The organism is Streptomyces sp. NPDC085524, assembly GCF_044541755.1.
Taxonomy (GTDB): domain Bacteria; phylum Actinomycetota; class Actinomycetes; order Streptomycetales; family Streptomycetaceae; genus Streptomyces.
In genome coordinates, this window is the sequence record NZ_JBITTH010000058.1 from 1 (window position 1) to 12,658 (window position 12,658).

10 protein-coding genes and 1 pseudogene are annotated in these 12,658 nt (G+C 71.6%); 4 read left to right on the forward strand and 7 right to left on the reverse strand.

The window, feature by feature from the left end; all coding sequences use genetic code 11:
- Positions 1-212: 212 nt before the first annotated feature.
- Positions 213-905 (reverse strand): HAD-IA family hydrolase, encoded by a 693-nt coding sequence (locus ACIGFK_RS42015; RefSeq protein ID WP_386471656.1) that lies wholly within the window; start codon positions 903-905, stop codon positions 213-215.
- 147 nt (positions 906-1,052) lie between these two features.
- Positions 1,053-1,781 (reverse strand): peptidoglycan-binding protein, encoded by a 729-nt coding sequence (locus ACIGFK_RS42020; RefSeq protein ID WP_400056095.1) that lies wholly within the window; start codon positions 1,779-1,781, stop codon positions 1,053-1,055.
- A gap of 627 nt (positions 1,782-2,408) precedes the next feature.
- Between ACIGFK_RS42020 and ACIGFK_RS42025 the strand changes: the two genes are divergently transcribed.
- Complete coding sequence (locus tag ACIGFK_RS42025; RefSeq protein WP_376662187.1) at positions 2,409-4,478, forward strand: MDR family MFS transporter; 2,070 nt, start codon at positions 2,409-2,411, stop codon at positions 4,476-4,478.
- Between the two features lie 19 nt (positions 4,479-4,497).
- Here the strand turns inward: ACIGFK_RS42025 and ACIGFK_RS42030 are convergent, their stop codons facing one another.
- Positions 4,498-4,995: a GNAT family N-acetyltransferase gene (locus ACIGFK_RS42030; RefSeq protein ID WP_376662186.1), complete on the reverse strand. Its 498-nt coding sequence runs from the start codon at positions 4,993-4,995 to the stop codon at positions 4,498-4,500.
- A 105-nt stretch (positions 4,996-5,100) separates the two neighbouring features.
- On the opposite strand from ACIGFK_RS42030, the gene ACIGFK_RS42035 reads away from it, so the two are divergent.
- Positions 5,101-5,496 carry a nuclear transport factor 2 family protein gene (locus ACIGFK_RS42035; protein WP_376662185.1) on the forward strand — a complete coding sequence of 132 codons (396 nt, stop codon included), beginning with the start codon at positions 5,101-5,103 and terminating at the stop codon, positions 5,494-5,496.
- 78 nt (positions 5,497-5,574) lie between these two features.
- On the opposite strand, the gene ACIGFK_RS42040 is transcribed toward ACIGFK_RS42035, so the two are convergent.
- Positions 5,575-5,904 carry an antibiotic biosynthesis monooxygenase gene (locus tag ACIGFK_RS42040; RefSeq protein WP_365179898.1) on the reverse strand — a complete coding sequence of 110 codons (330 nt, stop codon included), beginning with the start codon at positions 5,902-5,904 and terminating at the stop codon, positions 5,575-5,577.
- Between the two features lie 133 nt (positions 5,905-6,037).
- Here ACIGFK_RS42040 and ACIGFK_RS42045 point away from each other — a divergent pair, with 133 nt between their 5' ends.
- A complete protein-coding gene (locus ACIGFK_RS42045) occupies positions 6,038-8,083 on the forward strand; it encodes a bifunctional glycosyltransferase 87/phosphatase PAP2 family protein (protein ID WP_400056098.1) in 2,046 nt (681 codons plus the stop codon).
- A gap of 18 nt (positions 8,084-8,101) precedes the next feature.
- Here ACIGFK_RS42045 and ACIGFK_RS42050 read toward each other — a convergent pair whose 3' ends face one another.
- Both ACIGFK_RS42050 and ACIGFK_RS42055 read right to left on the reverse strand, forming a co-directional pair.
- Positions 8,102-9,505: an FAD-binding oxidoreductase gene (locus ACIGFK_RS42050; protein ID WP_376661982.1), complete on the reverse strand. Its 1,404-nt coding sequence runs from the start codon at positions 9,503-9,505 to the stop codon at positions 8,102-8,104.
- Positions 9,506-9,767: 262 nt separating this feature from the next.
- Positions 9,768-11,012: a cytochrome P450 gene (locus tag ACIGFK_RS42055; protein ID WP_400056101.1), complete on the reverse strand. Its 1,245-nt coding sequence runs from the start codon at positions 11,010-11,012 to the stop codon at positions 9,768-9,770.
- Positions 11,013-11,254: 242 nt separating this feature from the next.
- On the opposite strand from ACIGFK_RS42055, the gene ACIGFK_RS42060 reads away from it, so the two are divergent.
- Positions 11,255-12,424, forward strand: a complete 1,170-nt coding sequence (locus ACIGFK_RS42060; protein ID WP_365179912.1) for a steroid 3-ketoacyl-CoA thiolase — start codon at positions 11,255-11,257, stop codon at positions 12,422-12,424.
- A gap of 137 nt (positions 12,425-12,561) precedes the next feature.
- Here ACIGFK_RS42060 and ACIGFK_RS42065 read toward each other — a convergent pair.
- Positions 12,562-12,658: pseudogene (locus ACIGFK_RS42065) on the reverse strand (lytic transglycosylase domain-containing protein); the annotation flags it as partial.

Consider the following 12,658-nt stretch of genomic DNA (forward strand, 5'->3'; position numbering starts at 1 on the left):
CCACTCCCTCTCAGCCACAAAAGGCAAGCACCCTTCAGCCACACCCAGCCCTCCCGGACCACCCAACACCTTACGGAGCGCCCTTGACAGGCCGTTTCGACACGGAAGGACTATGGGACTGACGGGAAAGCCCCAAGGCCTCTCTGATTCCGGCCAGTCGAAGTCCCGCCGCCGAAGCCGAAGCCCCGCCCCTTCGTCACCCCGAAGCGGGCTCAGGCTGCGGTGCCCACCGTCACCTGTATCGAACCGTCCGCGGTCGCCGTCACCCGCAGGGAGCGGAGGTCTTCGGCGTGGGCCGTCGGGGTGTGGGCGGCTGCGCGGGGGCCGATGCCGATGACGCGCATGCCCGCCGCCCGGCCCGCGGCGATGCCGGCGGCCGAGTCCTCGAACACGATGCAATCGGCCGGGGTCACTCCCAGCGCGGAAGCGCCCTTGAGGAAGCCCTCCGGGTCCGGCTTGCTGGCCCGGACGGACTCGGCCGTGACCCGGACCTCCGGCATCGGCAGGTCGGCGGCGGTCATCCTGGCCGTGGCGAGGGCCGCGTCGGCCGAGGTGACCAGGGCGTGCGGCAGGCCGGCGAGCGCGGCCATGAACTCCGGGGCGCCCGGCACGGGGACCACGCCATCGACGTCGGCGGTCTCGCGGGCCAGCATCACCGCGTTCTCCGCGTGGTTGACCTCCATCGGGCGGTCCGGCAGGAGCACGGCCATGGTGGCGTAGCCCTGGCGGCCGTGGACCACCTTCAGGGCCTCCTGCGGGTCCAGCCCGTGGGAGACCGCCCAGTCGCGCCAGCACCGTTCGACCACCGCGTCCGAGTTGACGATCGTCCCGTCCATGTCCAGGAGCAGGGCCTTGGCGGTCAGGACTACGGGTGCGGCGGTGGTGGTGGTGGTGCTGGCCGACATCGGCTGGGCTCCAGACGGGCGGGAAAAGAGAACAAGCGGTTCCGTCCACCGGTCAGGGAGTGCGGACGGAACCACTTTGTTCCTCCACGATACAAAACAAGGGCGGTCAACGCCAATCACGGGCGGGAACCGGGGCCGGCGCGGCCCTCAGCCCTCCAGGGCCCGCCTGGTGACCGGACCGTAGACGCCCCACTCCTCGTTGATGTCGTTCTCGTACTGGAAGGTCGACACGGCGTTCTCCACGCGCCAGTCGAACTTGCCGTTGGTCTTGTACGGGAACAGTCCCTTCCCCGCCAGCAGCCGCTGCAGCTTCTCCACCTCCGGCCCCGTGTCCCCGTAGCGCAGGGTCGGACCGGACGGGGCCGGCGGCTTCGACGGGCTGGGGGAGCGGCTCGCGCTCGCCGACGGGCTCGGCGGGGCGGACGTCGCCGAACGCGACGGACTCGGAGAAGCGGACTTCGAGGGACTCGGCGACGCGGAACGAGAGGCCGACGGCGACGCGGACGCACTCGGCGAGGCCTGGGACTGCGAAGGGGACGCGGCCGGGGCGATCGCTGCGGGCGCCGACGCCTTCGCGTCCATCAGGGCGGCATCACCGCTGTCGGACTCCGGCAGCACGAACGCCGCGAGGGCCGTACCGCCGAGGGCGACCACCGCCGCCGCGCCCAGGAGCAGCGGCAGCAGGCGCCGCGGAGCCGAACTGCCGCCGCGCTTCTCCGGGCCCCCGCCCCCGCCCCCGCCCCCTCCCCATCCCGCTTCCGCGTCGTCGGCGGTGTCCGCGAACGCCGGGTACGCGGCAGTCGCCGGCGCGCCCGGGAAGCCCGCGGCTCCGGGCGCCGCCGGGAAGACCGCGGTCTCCGCAGCCGCCCCGGCCATCGGCACTCCGGCCCCCGGCACAGCCCCGCCAGCCGGAACCCCGCCAGCCGGAACCCCGGCCCCCGAGACCGTCCCACCAGGCACGGCCCCACCAGGCACGGCCCCACCAGGCACCGTCCCACCAGGCACCGCCCCACCAAGCGCCGCCCCGCCAGGCGCCGTCCCGCCCGGGGTCGTCCCCGTCCCCGGGACCTTCGGGAGCTGGACCGTCTCCGCGGGGTCCTGCGGCGACTCCGGGGCGGTCGGCCATGGCTGCGCCGGCGGCGCCCCGGGTATCGGGCCGGGTGTCACCACGGGCACGCCGTACGCCGGGGTGTCGTGCTGCGGCTCCGGGGCCATCACACCCTTCACCGGCTGCGGAGACACGGCGGGCTCCGGCTCGCCCGGGTCGGGCAACGTCACGTACGGGCGGATGCGCAAGGGGTTGAACCCCACATCCGGCGCACACCGGCAGCCGCCGCCGACTACGGCGCCGCAATCCGGACAGTGTTCACCGCTCACTGGAATCCCTCCCTGGCCACTGCCAGCGATTATCCAGACGCGTCAAGACCCTCCCAAGCGCCCGAGAGGCCATAACCGGACACACCGCTCACGATGGAGATGTTGATCCGGCCTGAGGAGGAGTCGATGGCTCAGGATGTGACCAAGGAGGACCTGGACCCCGGTCCCGGCCCCCAGAACCCCGGACCCGCGGCCGAACACGCATCCCGTGAGGTGCTCGTCTCCATCGGCGCCCTCCTCCTGGGCCTGCTCATCGCCGCGCTCGACCAGACCATCGTCTCGACCGCCCTGCCGACCATCGTCAGCGACCTTGGAGGCATGGCCCACCTGTCCTGGGTCGTCACCGCCTACATGCTCGCCTCCACCGCGGCCACCCCGCTGTGGGGCAAGCTCGGCGACCAGTACGGCCGCAAGAGGCTCTTCCAGTACGCCATCATCCTGTTCCTCATCGGCTCCGCCCTCTGCGGTCTCTCCCAGAACATGCCGCAGCTCATCGGCTTCCGCGCCCTGCAGGGCCTCGGTGGCGGCGGACTGATGGTGCTGTCGATGGCGATCGTCGGCGACATCGTCCCTCCCCGCGAACGCGGCAAGTACCAGGGCCTCTTCGGCGCCGTCTTCGGCGCGACCAGCGTGCTCGGCCCGCTGCTCGGCGGCCTGTTCGTGGACCACCTTTCCTGGCGCTGGGTCTTCTACATCAACCTCCCCATCGGTCTCGTCGCACTCGTCGTCATAGCCGCCGCCCTGCGCATCCCGGCGCGCCCCTCGAAGCACACCATCGACTACCTCGGCACCTTCCTCATCGCCTGCGTCGCCACCTGCCTCGTGCTCGTCGCCTCCCTCGGCGGCACCTGGGGCTGGGGCTCGGCCCGGATCACCGGCCTCGCCGTCCTCGGCGCCGTCCTGCTCGTCGCCTTCGTCCTCGTGGAGCGGAAGGCCGCCGAACCCGTCCTGCCGCTGAAGCTCTTCCGCATCCGCACCTTCACCCTCTGCTCGGTGATCAGCTTCATCGTCGGCTTCGCCATGTTCGGCGCGATGGTCTACCTGCCGACCTTCCTCCAGGTCGTCCAGGGCGTCTCCCCGACCATGTCCGGAGTCCACATGCTGCCGATGGTGATCGGCATGCTGATCGCCTCCACCGGCTCCGGCCAGATCGTCAGCCGCACCGGGCGCTGGAAGGTCTTCCCGATCACCGGCACCGCCGTCACCGCAATCGGCCTGCTCCTGCTGCACCGGCTGGACCGCACCAGCTCCACCTGGGAGATGAGCGCCTACTTCTTCGTCTTCGGCTTCGGACTCGGCCTCGTCATGCAGGTACTCGTCCTCGTCGTGCAGAACGCCGTCAGCTACGCCGACCTCGGCGTCGCCACCTCCGGTGCCACCTTCTTCCGCTCCATCGGCGCCTCCTTCGGCGTCGCGATCTTCGGCACGGTCTTCACCAACGGCCTCGACGGGAAACTGGTCGCCACCCTCGCCGGGATCCCGCTGCCGGCCGGCGCCGACGCCGAGCAGCTGGAGGCCGACCCCCGGGCGATAGCGGCGCTCCCCGCCGACCTGCAGCCCCGGGTGCTGGACGCCTACGCCTCCGCCATCACGGACGTGTTCCTCTACGCCGTGCCCGTCGTCCTCCTGGCCTTCGTCGTCTCCTGGTTCCTGAAGGAGGACAAGCTCCGCGCGTCGGTGACCGCTCCCGACGTTTCCGAGACCCTTGCCTCCAACCCCGTCCAGCGCTCATCCCACGACGAGGTGGCCCGCGCGCTGTCGGTCCTCGGCACCCGCGAAGGCCGCCGCCACGTCTACGAGAAGATCACCGAGAAGGCCGGCTACGACCTGCTGCCCGCCTCCAGCTGGCTGCTGCTGCGGATCAACAAATACGGCTCCGCCGAGCCCGCCCTGCTCGCAGACCGCACCATCGTCCCGCTGAAGGTCATCACGGACGCCGCCACCCAGATCGAGGAACGCCACCTCGCCGTCCGCGACGGGCTGCCGCTCGTCCTCACCGACCAGGGCCGTGAGGCCGCCGCCAAGCTCGCCGCCGCCCGCCAGGAATCCCTCGCCGAGCTGCTCGGCGACTGGTGGGGCCCGGACCGCCCGACCGACCTGGACAAGCTGGTGCGCGAGATCAACGCGGAGCTGTGCGGATCCGACGCCGAGGAGCCCTACGACGCCGCCGCGCGGCGGGACCACGCCGCGCGCTAGGCCGCGCACCGGGCCGCGGTCAGACGAGCTGCTTCTCGAACCAGTGCTCGGCATACGGGCCGTCGTTGTACGCGGGTATTTCCCGGTACCCGTGCCGCGCATACAGCGCACGGGCCTCCACGAGGTCCGACCGGGTGTCCAGCCGGATCCGCTCCGCGCCCAGCAGGCGGGCCTCCTCCTCCAGGACCGCCAGCAGCGCCGCCCCGCCGCCGGTGCCGCGGGTGCGCCGGTCGACGTACACCCTCGTCAGCTCGGCGGTGACCGGGTCGAGCAGCCGGAATCCGCCGCACGCCAGCGGCTCGCCCGCCAGCCGGCCGACGACGAACTGGCCCGTCGGCGGGGCGAGCCCGTCCGCCGGGAAATCGAGGACGCCCTGGTCGATCTCGGCCTCGGTCACCGACCGTTTCCAGTACCGGCCGGCGACCTCCGCGTAGTACGCGCGGAGCAGGACGACGGCGTCAGGGGTGTCGTAGGGCTCGGGGGCCACGGTCCACGTCTTGATCGTGTTGCTGTTCATGGCGCCATTGTGGAGTGGGCGGCGGAGCTCCCGCGTGGAATATCCACAGGCACGGACCGATGATGTGAAAAAGGGAAAATCGCCCACATGGAGGGTGTAAACGCCATGTCCAAGCATCCTGACGCCGTCCTGGTCCGCCGCGGCTACGAAGCCTTCTCCAAGGGCGACCTGGAGACGATGAGCACACTGTTCACGGCAGACGTCATCCACCACGTGCCGGGTGACAACCCCCTGTCCGGGCACCACAAGGGGCGGGAGGCCGTCCTCGACCTCTACCGCAGGCTCGGGGAGGAGACGAACGGCACTCTCAAAGTCGATCTGCACGCGGTGCTCGCGGACGGGCGCGGCCACGTCATGGCGTTCCACACCGTCCGGGCCGACCGCGGCGACCGGGGGATCGAGGTCCAGCAGGGCCTGTTCTTCACGATCGTCGGCGGCAAGATCACCGACATCGACGCGTGCACCCAGGACATCGAAGAGGAAGACGCCTTCTGGAGCTGAGTGGAGCACGGCAAAGAGGACGAAACAGAAAAGGGGGAGGCCCGGGGCGCGCGCCCCGGGCCTCCCTCCGCGCCGGGTTCAGGCCTTCTTCGGCGCAGCCTGCTGCACGACCTCGAACGACCACACCGAGGACCCGGAAGCCGCCGGCTTCGGACGCTCGCCGCCGCCCTCGCCGCCGCCCTGGTGAGCCGCCTTCATCGGCCCCTCCATCCACGCCTGGAAGTCCTCCTCGGACCGCCACCGCGTGTACACCAGGTACTGGTCGGTGCCCTCGACCGGGCGCAGCAGCTCGAACCACTCGAACCCGTCCGAGGACTCCACGGCCCCCGCCCGGGAGGCGAACCGCTGCTCCAGCACCTCCCGCTGCTCGGCGGGTACGGTCAGCGCGTTGATCTTCACGATGCTCATGCGGGCCATCCTAGGTATCCGACCCGGGATATCGTCGTCCGGGTAATGAACAGCGCGGTATGAAACGCGGTATGAAACGCGGCAGCCAGGCGAAGTCGGGGTTGCGGTCAATTGGGCGGGAGGCCGGCGAGGCGTGGCTAACGCGGCGGAGCACAGTGGTGGGCACGGACATGCCGGAGTCATAGGCGGTAGCGGCAGGCTCGCGGCCGCGCGCCTCCTCCTCTGGGCGCTGGCGGGCGCGCTCGCCGTCAGACAGGCCGCCGCAGTGCTGCGCGTGCCGCCGGGCGAGTGGCTGAGCGGGTTCCACCTCCCCGGCAGCCTGCCCGGCACGCTCTACGGCGCCGGCCAGTTCACCGGCACGCCCTTCGCCGGGCTGGTGCTGAAGCCGTTCACCGGCCTCGCGGCGCCCTCGCTGGAGGTGGCCTGGACGACGGTGACGCTGCTGTTCGTGGCCGCCATCGGGCTCGTCGCCGCGCGCGGCCTGCCCGATCCCGTACCGCGGCGCACCGCGCTGCTGGCCGCGCCCGTGCTGACCGCGCTGCTGATGGTCTCGCTGCCCGTGCGCGAGGCCGCCTCGCCGGGGCAGACGGCCGTACTGCCGGTGCTGCTGGTGCTCCTGGCCGTGTTCCGCGTGCCCGGTGACCGTCCGGCCGGGTTCCTCCTCGGCCTCGCCGCCGCCCTGCAGCCCGCCCTGCTGCTGTTCGCCCCGCTGCTGTGGCTCGCCGGACGGCGCCCGACCGCGCGGACCGCCGCCGTGACCTTCGCCGGAGCCACCGCGCTGTCCTGGGCGGCGCTGCCGCGCGACTCGTGGACGTACTGGGTGCAGCACCTGGCCGGCACCGGCCTCGGCGGCGCCCCCGACGGGCTCGCCAACCAGTCCCTGCACGGCGCGCTGCTGCGCTTCGGGCTGACCGGGCCGGTCGAGATCCTGCTCTGCGTCGCCCTCGCGGGCACCGTCGTCTTCCTCGGGCTGCGCCGCGCGGCCCGCTACGCGCGCGACGGCCAGCTGCTGCTCGCCGTCGCCATCACCGGCTGCGTGGCCGTCGCCGTGTCCCCGACGGGCTGGCGCCACCAGCTGCTGTGGGTGCTGCTCGCGGTGGCCGGCAAGGTCGGCAAGCGGGCCGCAGACCGGCCCGTGTGGCCGGTCGCCGTGGTCCTGGCCATGACCCTGTCGAGCGACGTGCTACTGCCGAACCTGGTCGCACTGGCGCCCGTACGGGACAACGTGCTGCTCCTGACCGCGCTGGCGGCGGCCTGCGCCGTGCCCTTCCTGCCGCGTTCCTCGCCGTACTGGCACGAGCCCGTCCCGACCGACTACGGCCGCCCCGCGGCCGCCCGGTGGGGGGCGGTGCCGCTGCTGCCGTTCTGGCGGCGCGTGCTGTCCCGCCCGAACCTGCTGCTGGAACTGCTGCTGATACGGGTCGGATACTCCCTGTACTCGCACATCCGGGCCGCCGCGCCCACGAGCCGCTCGCTCGCCGAGGGCAACGGCAGCCAGATCCACGGCATCGAGAAGGCGCTCGGCATCGACATCGAGCACGCCGTGAACCACGCCGTGGTGAACACGCCCTGGCTGGAGGCGTTCTTCAACTTCTACTACACCTCCTTCCACTTCGTGGTCCCGCTGACGATCCTGGCGGTGCTCTACTGGCGGCGCCCCGGCGACTACCGCTGGGCCAGGGCCTCCCTGGGCCTCGCCACCGTCCTCGCGCTCATAGGCTTCTGGCTCTACCCGCTCGCACCGCCGCGCCTCATGCCCGGGCTCGGCTTCATCGACACCGTGCACGGACCGCAGGACCTGGCGAACCCGTCCTACGGGGCGATGACCGCGATCTCCAACCAGTACGCGGCGATGCCCTCGCTGCACTTCGGCTGGTCGCTGTGGTGCGGCGTCGTGATCGTGGTGCTGGCGCCGAAGGCCTGGCAGAAGCTGCTCGGGGTGCTGCACCCGCTGATCACGGTGTGCGCGATCGTGGCCACCGCCAACCACTGGGTGCTGGACGCGGTGGGCGGGGCGGCCGTCGTCTCCGCCGGATTCGGGCTCGTGTACCTGCTGTCGGGGCCGCGCCGGCTCCAGCTGGCGGTGCCGGCGCAGCGGACCGGAACCCCCGCCGACGCAGAGGGCGCAGAGGGTGCAGAGGGTGCCGACCAGCAGGTCAAGGCGGCCGCCCGGACGTAGCGGGGGGCGTGCCGCGGCTCAGGCCGGCGGGATGTTCTGGTTGAGGCGGAAGAGGTTGCCCGGGTCGTAGCGGCGTTTGAGTTCCCGCAGCCGCCGGTACTTCTCGGGCCCGTACGCCTCGCGGACCCGTTCCTCGCCCTCCTCCATCAGGAAGTTCGCGTACACGCCGGTCTGGTGGGGGGCGAGCGCCGACCACAGGCCGCGCGCCCACTCCCGCTCCTGCTCGAAGCCCTCGGCGCCCTCGCACGTGCCGTTGATGTTGTAGGTGTGGCCCGCGGTGCGACGGCCGAAGGCCGTCTCCTCCTCGCCGACACGGGCGATGGCCCCGCCCAGCTGGAAGATCGGGAAGGCGGTCAGCGGGGAGACGATCCGGGCCGCGTGCTCGGCGGTGAGGTCGATGACCTCGTCGCCGAGCCGGTCCACGTCGCAGGACTTGAAGTAGTACCAGCGGCCGTGCGGGAACGACGGATCGAACATGGCCTGGTGCTGGACGAACGGCTTCGGCGCGCACAGGTCCAGCACCGGCGGCGGCCCCCACGTGCGCAGCGGCCGCACCACCCGCTCGCCCTCCTCGACCGGCCCGGCGTAGCAGCACACCACCATGACCACCGGTTTCCCGTGCAGTTCCGGCGGGACGAACGGCAGCGGCGGCGCCTTGCGGTGCACCACCGCCGTGGTCAGGTCGTCCGGTACGTCGGTGATCCATTCGCGGTAGAAGCGCAGCAGCCGGGCCGAATCCGCCATGTGCCAGGCGATGGGGCCGGCCAGTACGACGGGCCCGAGCGGGTTGAGCCGGAACTCGAACTCGGTGACGATGCCGAAGTTGCCGCCGCCGCCCCGCACGCCCCAGAAGAGGTCCGGGTTCTCGTCCGCGCTCGCCTTGACGAGGGTGCCGTCGGCGGTGACCAGGTCCACGGAGAGCAGCTGGTCGATGGTGAGGCCGTACTTGCGCATCAGCCAGCCGATCCCGCCGCCGAGCGTGAGCCCGGCCAGCCCGGTGTGGGTGACGACCCCCGCGGGCACGGCCAGCCCGAAGGCCTGCGTCTCGTGGTCCAGCTCGCCGAGGAGCACCCCGGCCTGGGCCCGGACCGTGCGGGCCTCGGGATCGACCCGGATGCCCTTCATCAGGGAGAGGTCGATGACGATGCCGTCGTCGCACACCGACTGGCCGGGGAAGCTGTGCCCGCCGCTGCGCACCGCCAGGGGCAGTCCGGCCGCGGGACCGGCGGGGCCGGCGTACCGGACGGCGGCGATCACGTCGGCGGCGCCGGCGCAGCGGGCGATGAGGGCGGGGCGGCGGTCGACGGAGCCGTTCCAGACCCGGCGGCCCTCCTCGTAGCCGTCGTCACCGGGTCGTAGGAGCGACCCGCGGAAGGCTTTCCCCAGCTCGTCGAATGCGGTGGCGGAGATGGCGGTGGACATGGCGGCTCCCTCGCCCGGAGTGACGGCGGGTGGCGGCGGAACGCCGACGGGGTGCCGGGGCGAGTGACAGTCCGCCCCGGCACCCCGTCGGTGGATCGCCGCGTCCTGTCAGCATCCGCCGGTCGTGACCGTGCCGCCACTCGGGGGCCTGTGCGGACCCGGAGGACGGCGCAGACCCGGGGGCCGGCGCAGACTGCGGGGCCGACGGACGGCAGGGGCCGGGGCGTGGGAGGAGCGGGCCCCTGCCGTCCTGGTTCACGGGTCAGCCGTGGCTGACCCGGAGCTCCTTGATGCCGTTCAGCCAGGCCGCCCGCAGCCGGCGCGGCGCATCGCCGGTCAGGCGCAGGTCGGGCAGGGCGTCGGCGAGCGCGTTGAAGATCAGGTCGATCTCCAGGACGGCCAGGGACTTGCCGAGGCAGAAGTGCGGGCCGCCGCCGCCGAAGCCCAGGTGCGGGTTCGGGTCCCGGGTGATGTCGAAGACGTCCGGGTTCTCGAAGACCTCGGGGTCGTGGTTGGCGGAGGAGTAGAACATCCCCACCCGGTCGCCCGCCTTGATCTTCTGGCCGCCCAGTTCGGTGTCCTGGGTGGCGGTGCGCTGGAAGGACACCACCGGGGTGGCCCAGCGCACGATCTCCTCCGCGGCCGTCGAAGGCCGGGTCGCCTTGTACAGCTCCCACTGCTCGGGGTGGGTGAGGAAGGCGTGCATGCCGTGGCTGATGGCGTTGCGGGTGGTCTCGTTGCCCGCGACCGCCAGCAGCAGCACGAAGAAGCCGAACTCGTCGGAGCCCAGGTTGCCCTGGCCCTCGGCCGCCACCAGCTGCGTGACGATGTCCTGGGCGGGGCACTCCTTGCGCTCGGCGGAGAGGTTCATGGCGTAACCGATCAGCTCCACCGCCGCGTTGGAGCCGACCTCCTCGGTGATCGCGTACTCCGGGTCGTCGTACGCGATCATCTTGTTCGACCAGTCGAAGATCTTGGCGCGGTCCTTCTGCGGTACGCCGATCAGCTCGGCGATGGCCTGGAGCGGGAGTTCGCAGGCCACCTGCGTGACGAAGTCGAAGCTGCCGTCCGTCGAGGCGGCCACCGCCTCCTCGACGATCTTCCGGGCCCGGTCGCGCAGGGCGTCCTCCAGACCGCGGATGGAACGCGGGGTGAACCCGCGCTGCACGATCTGGCGTACGCGGGTGTGCTCCGGCGGATCCATGTTCAGCATGATCAGGCGCTGGGCATCTATCGCATCACGCTGGATGTGCTCGTTGAACCGGATGATCGCCGTGTTGAGGGTGGAGGAGAAGAGCTCCGGGTGCGTGGAGACGTACTTGACGTCCGCGTGCCGGGTCACGACCCAGTAGCCGTCGTCGTCGAAACCGGTGATGCCCCGGGGCTGCGGGCACCACCACACCGGTGCGGTCTGCCGCAGTTCCGCGAACTCCGGCAGCGGGACCCGGCTTTGGAGCAGGTCGGGGTCGGTGGCGTCGAAGCCTTCGGGCAGCGCGGGGCAGGACATCGGGCGACTCCAAAGTCTGACGGCCCATCAGATGTTGGCTTGAAGGTAGTAACGAGTTCTAGAAGTGACAAGGGTCGGTGCAGCACCTGTTGCGTGTGGAATCCGTGCAGGCCGCGTGCAAGACCCTTGCGTGGAGGGCCTGCGCGTCATAAAACTGCGGGGAGAACTAGAACGCGTACTAGTTCGGGCGGGGCCGCCGGGACGGCCCGCCGCGCCGGCACAGTGCAGGAGAGGACGAGCTCATGGCCGCGGAACCCGTCATCGTCGAAGCCGTACGCACCCCGATCGGCAAGCGCGGGGGCGCGCTCGCCAACCTCCATCCCGCCTACCTGCTCGGTGAGACCTACCGCGAACTGCTCGCCCGTACCGGAATCCAGCCCGACTGCGTCGAGCAGATCGTCGGCGGCACCGTCACCCACGCCGGCGAGCAGTCGATGAACCCCGCCCGCAACGCCTGGCTCGCCATGGGCCTCCCGTACGAGACCGCCGCGACGACCGTGGACTGTCAGTGCGGCAGCTCCCAGCAGGCCAACCACATGGTCGCCAACATGATCTCCGGCGGGGTCATGGACATCGGCATCGCCTGCGGGGTCGAGGCCATGAGCCGCGTCCCGCTGGGCTCGGGATCCAAGCACGGGCCCGGCAAGCCGTTCCCGGACGAGTGGAACGTCGACCTGCCCAACCAGTTCGAGGCCGCCGAGCGCATCGCCCGCAACCGGGGCCTGACCCGCGAGGACGTCGACCGCCTCGGCGTGCTCTCGCAGGAACGCGCGGCCACCGCCTGGGCCGAGGAGCGCTTCAAGCGCGAGACCTTCGCCGTGCAGGTGCCGACCACCGAGGAGGAGCAGGCCGCCGGACAGGGCATGTGGCGCCTGGTCGACCGTGACGAGGGCCTGCGCGACACCAGCATGGAGGGCCTGGCCCGGCTCAAGCCGGTCATGCCGACCGCCGTGCACACCGCCGGGAACTCCTCGCAGATATCCGACGGGGCCGCCGCCGTGATGTGGGCCTCCCGCAAGATGGCGCGGGCGCTCAAGCTCAAGCCGCGCGCCCGCATCGTCGCCCAGACCCTGGTCGGCGCCGACCCGCACTACCACCTGGACGGGCCGATCGACGCGACGCGGGCCGTGCTCGGCAAGGCCGGGATGTCCCTCAAGGACATCGACCTCGTCGAGATCAACGAGGCGTTCGCCTCCGTCGTCCTCAGCTGGGCCCAGGTCTTCGACCAGGACCTGGAGAAGGTCAACGTCAACGGCGGCGGCATCGCCCTCGGCCACCCCGTCGGCGCCACCGGCGCCCGGCTGATCACCACCGCGCTGCACGAACTGGAACGCCGCGACAAGGAATTCGCGCTGATCACCATGTGCGCGGGCGGTGCGCTGGCAACCGGGACGATCATCCAGCGCCTGTGAGCGCCTGAGCCCGCTTCCGGGCTCCTCGAACCCTGTGGGATGGGATGCAGAAGGCCCCGGGGGCCGGACCTGGGGAGGCCGGCCGCCGGGGCCTTCGTATGTCTGCTGCTGCGCGTGCTGCTGCCGCGTGCGGCGGCTCAGTACCAGTGGTTGGCGGACCAGAAGTTCCAGGCCTCGACCGGGCTGCCGTAGCGGGAGTTCATGTAGTCCAGGCCCCACTTGATCTGGGTGGCC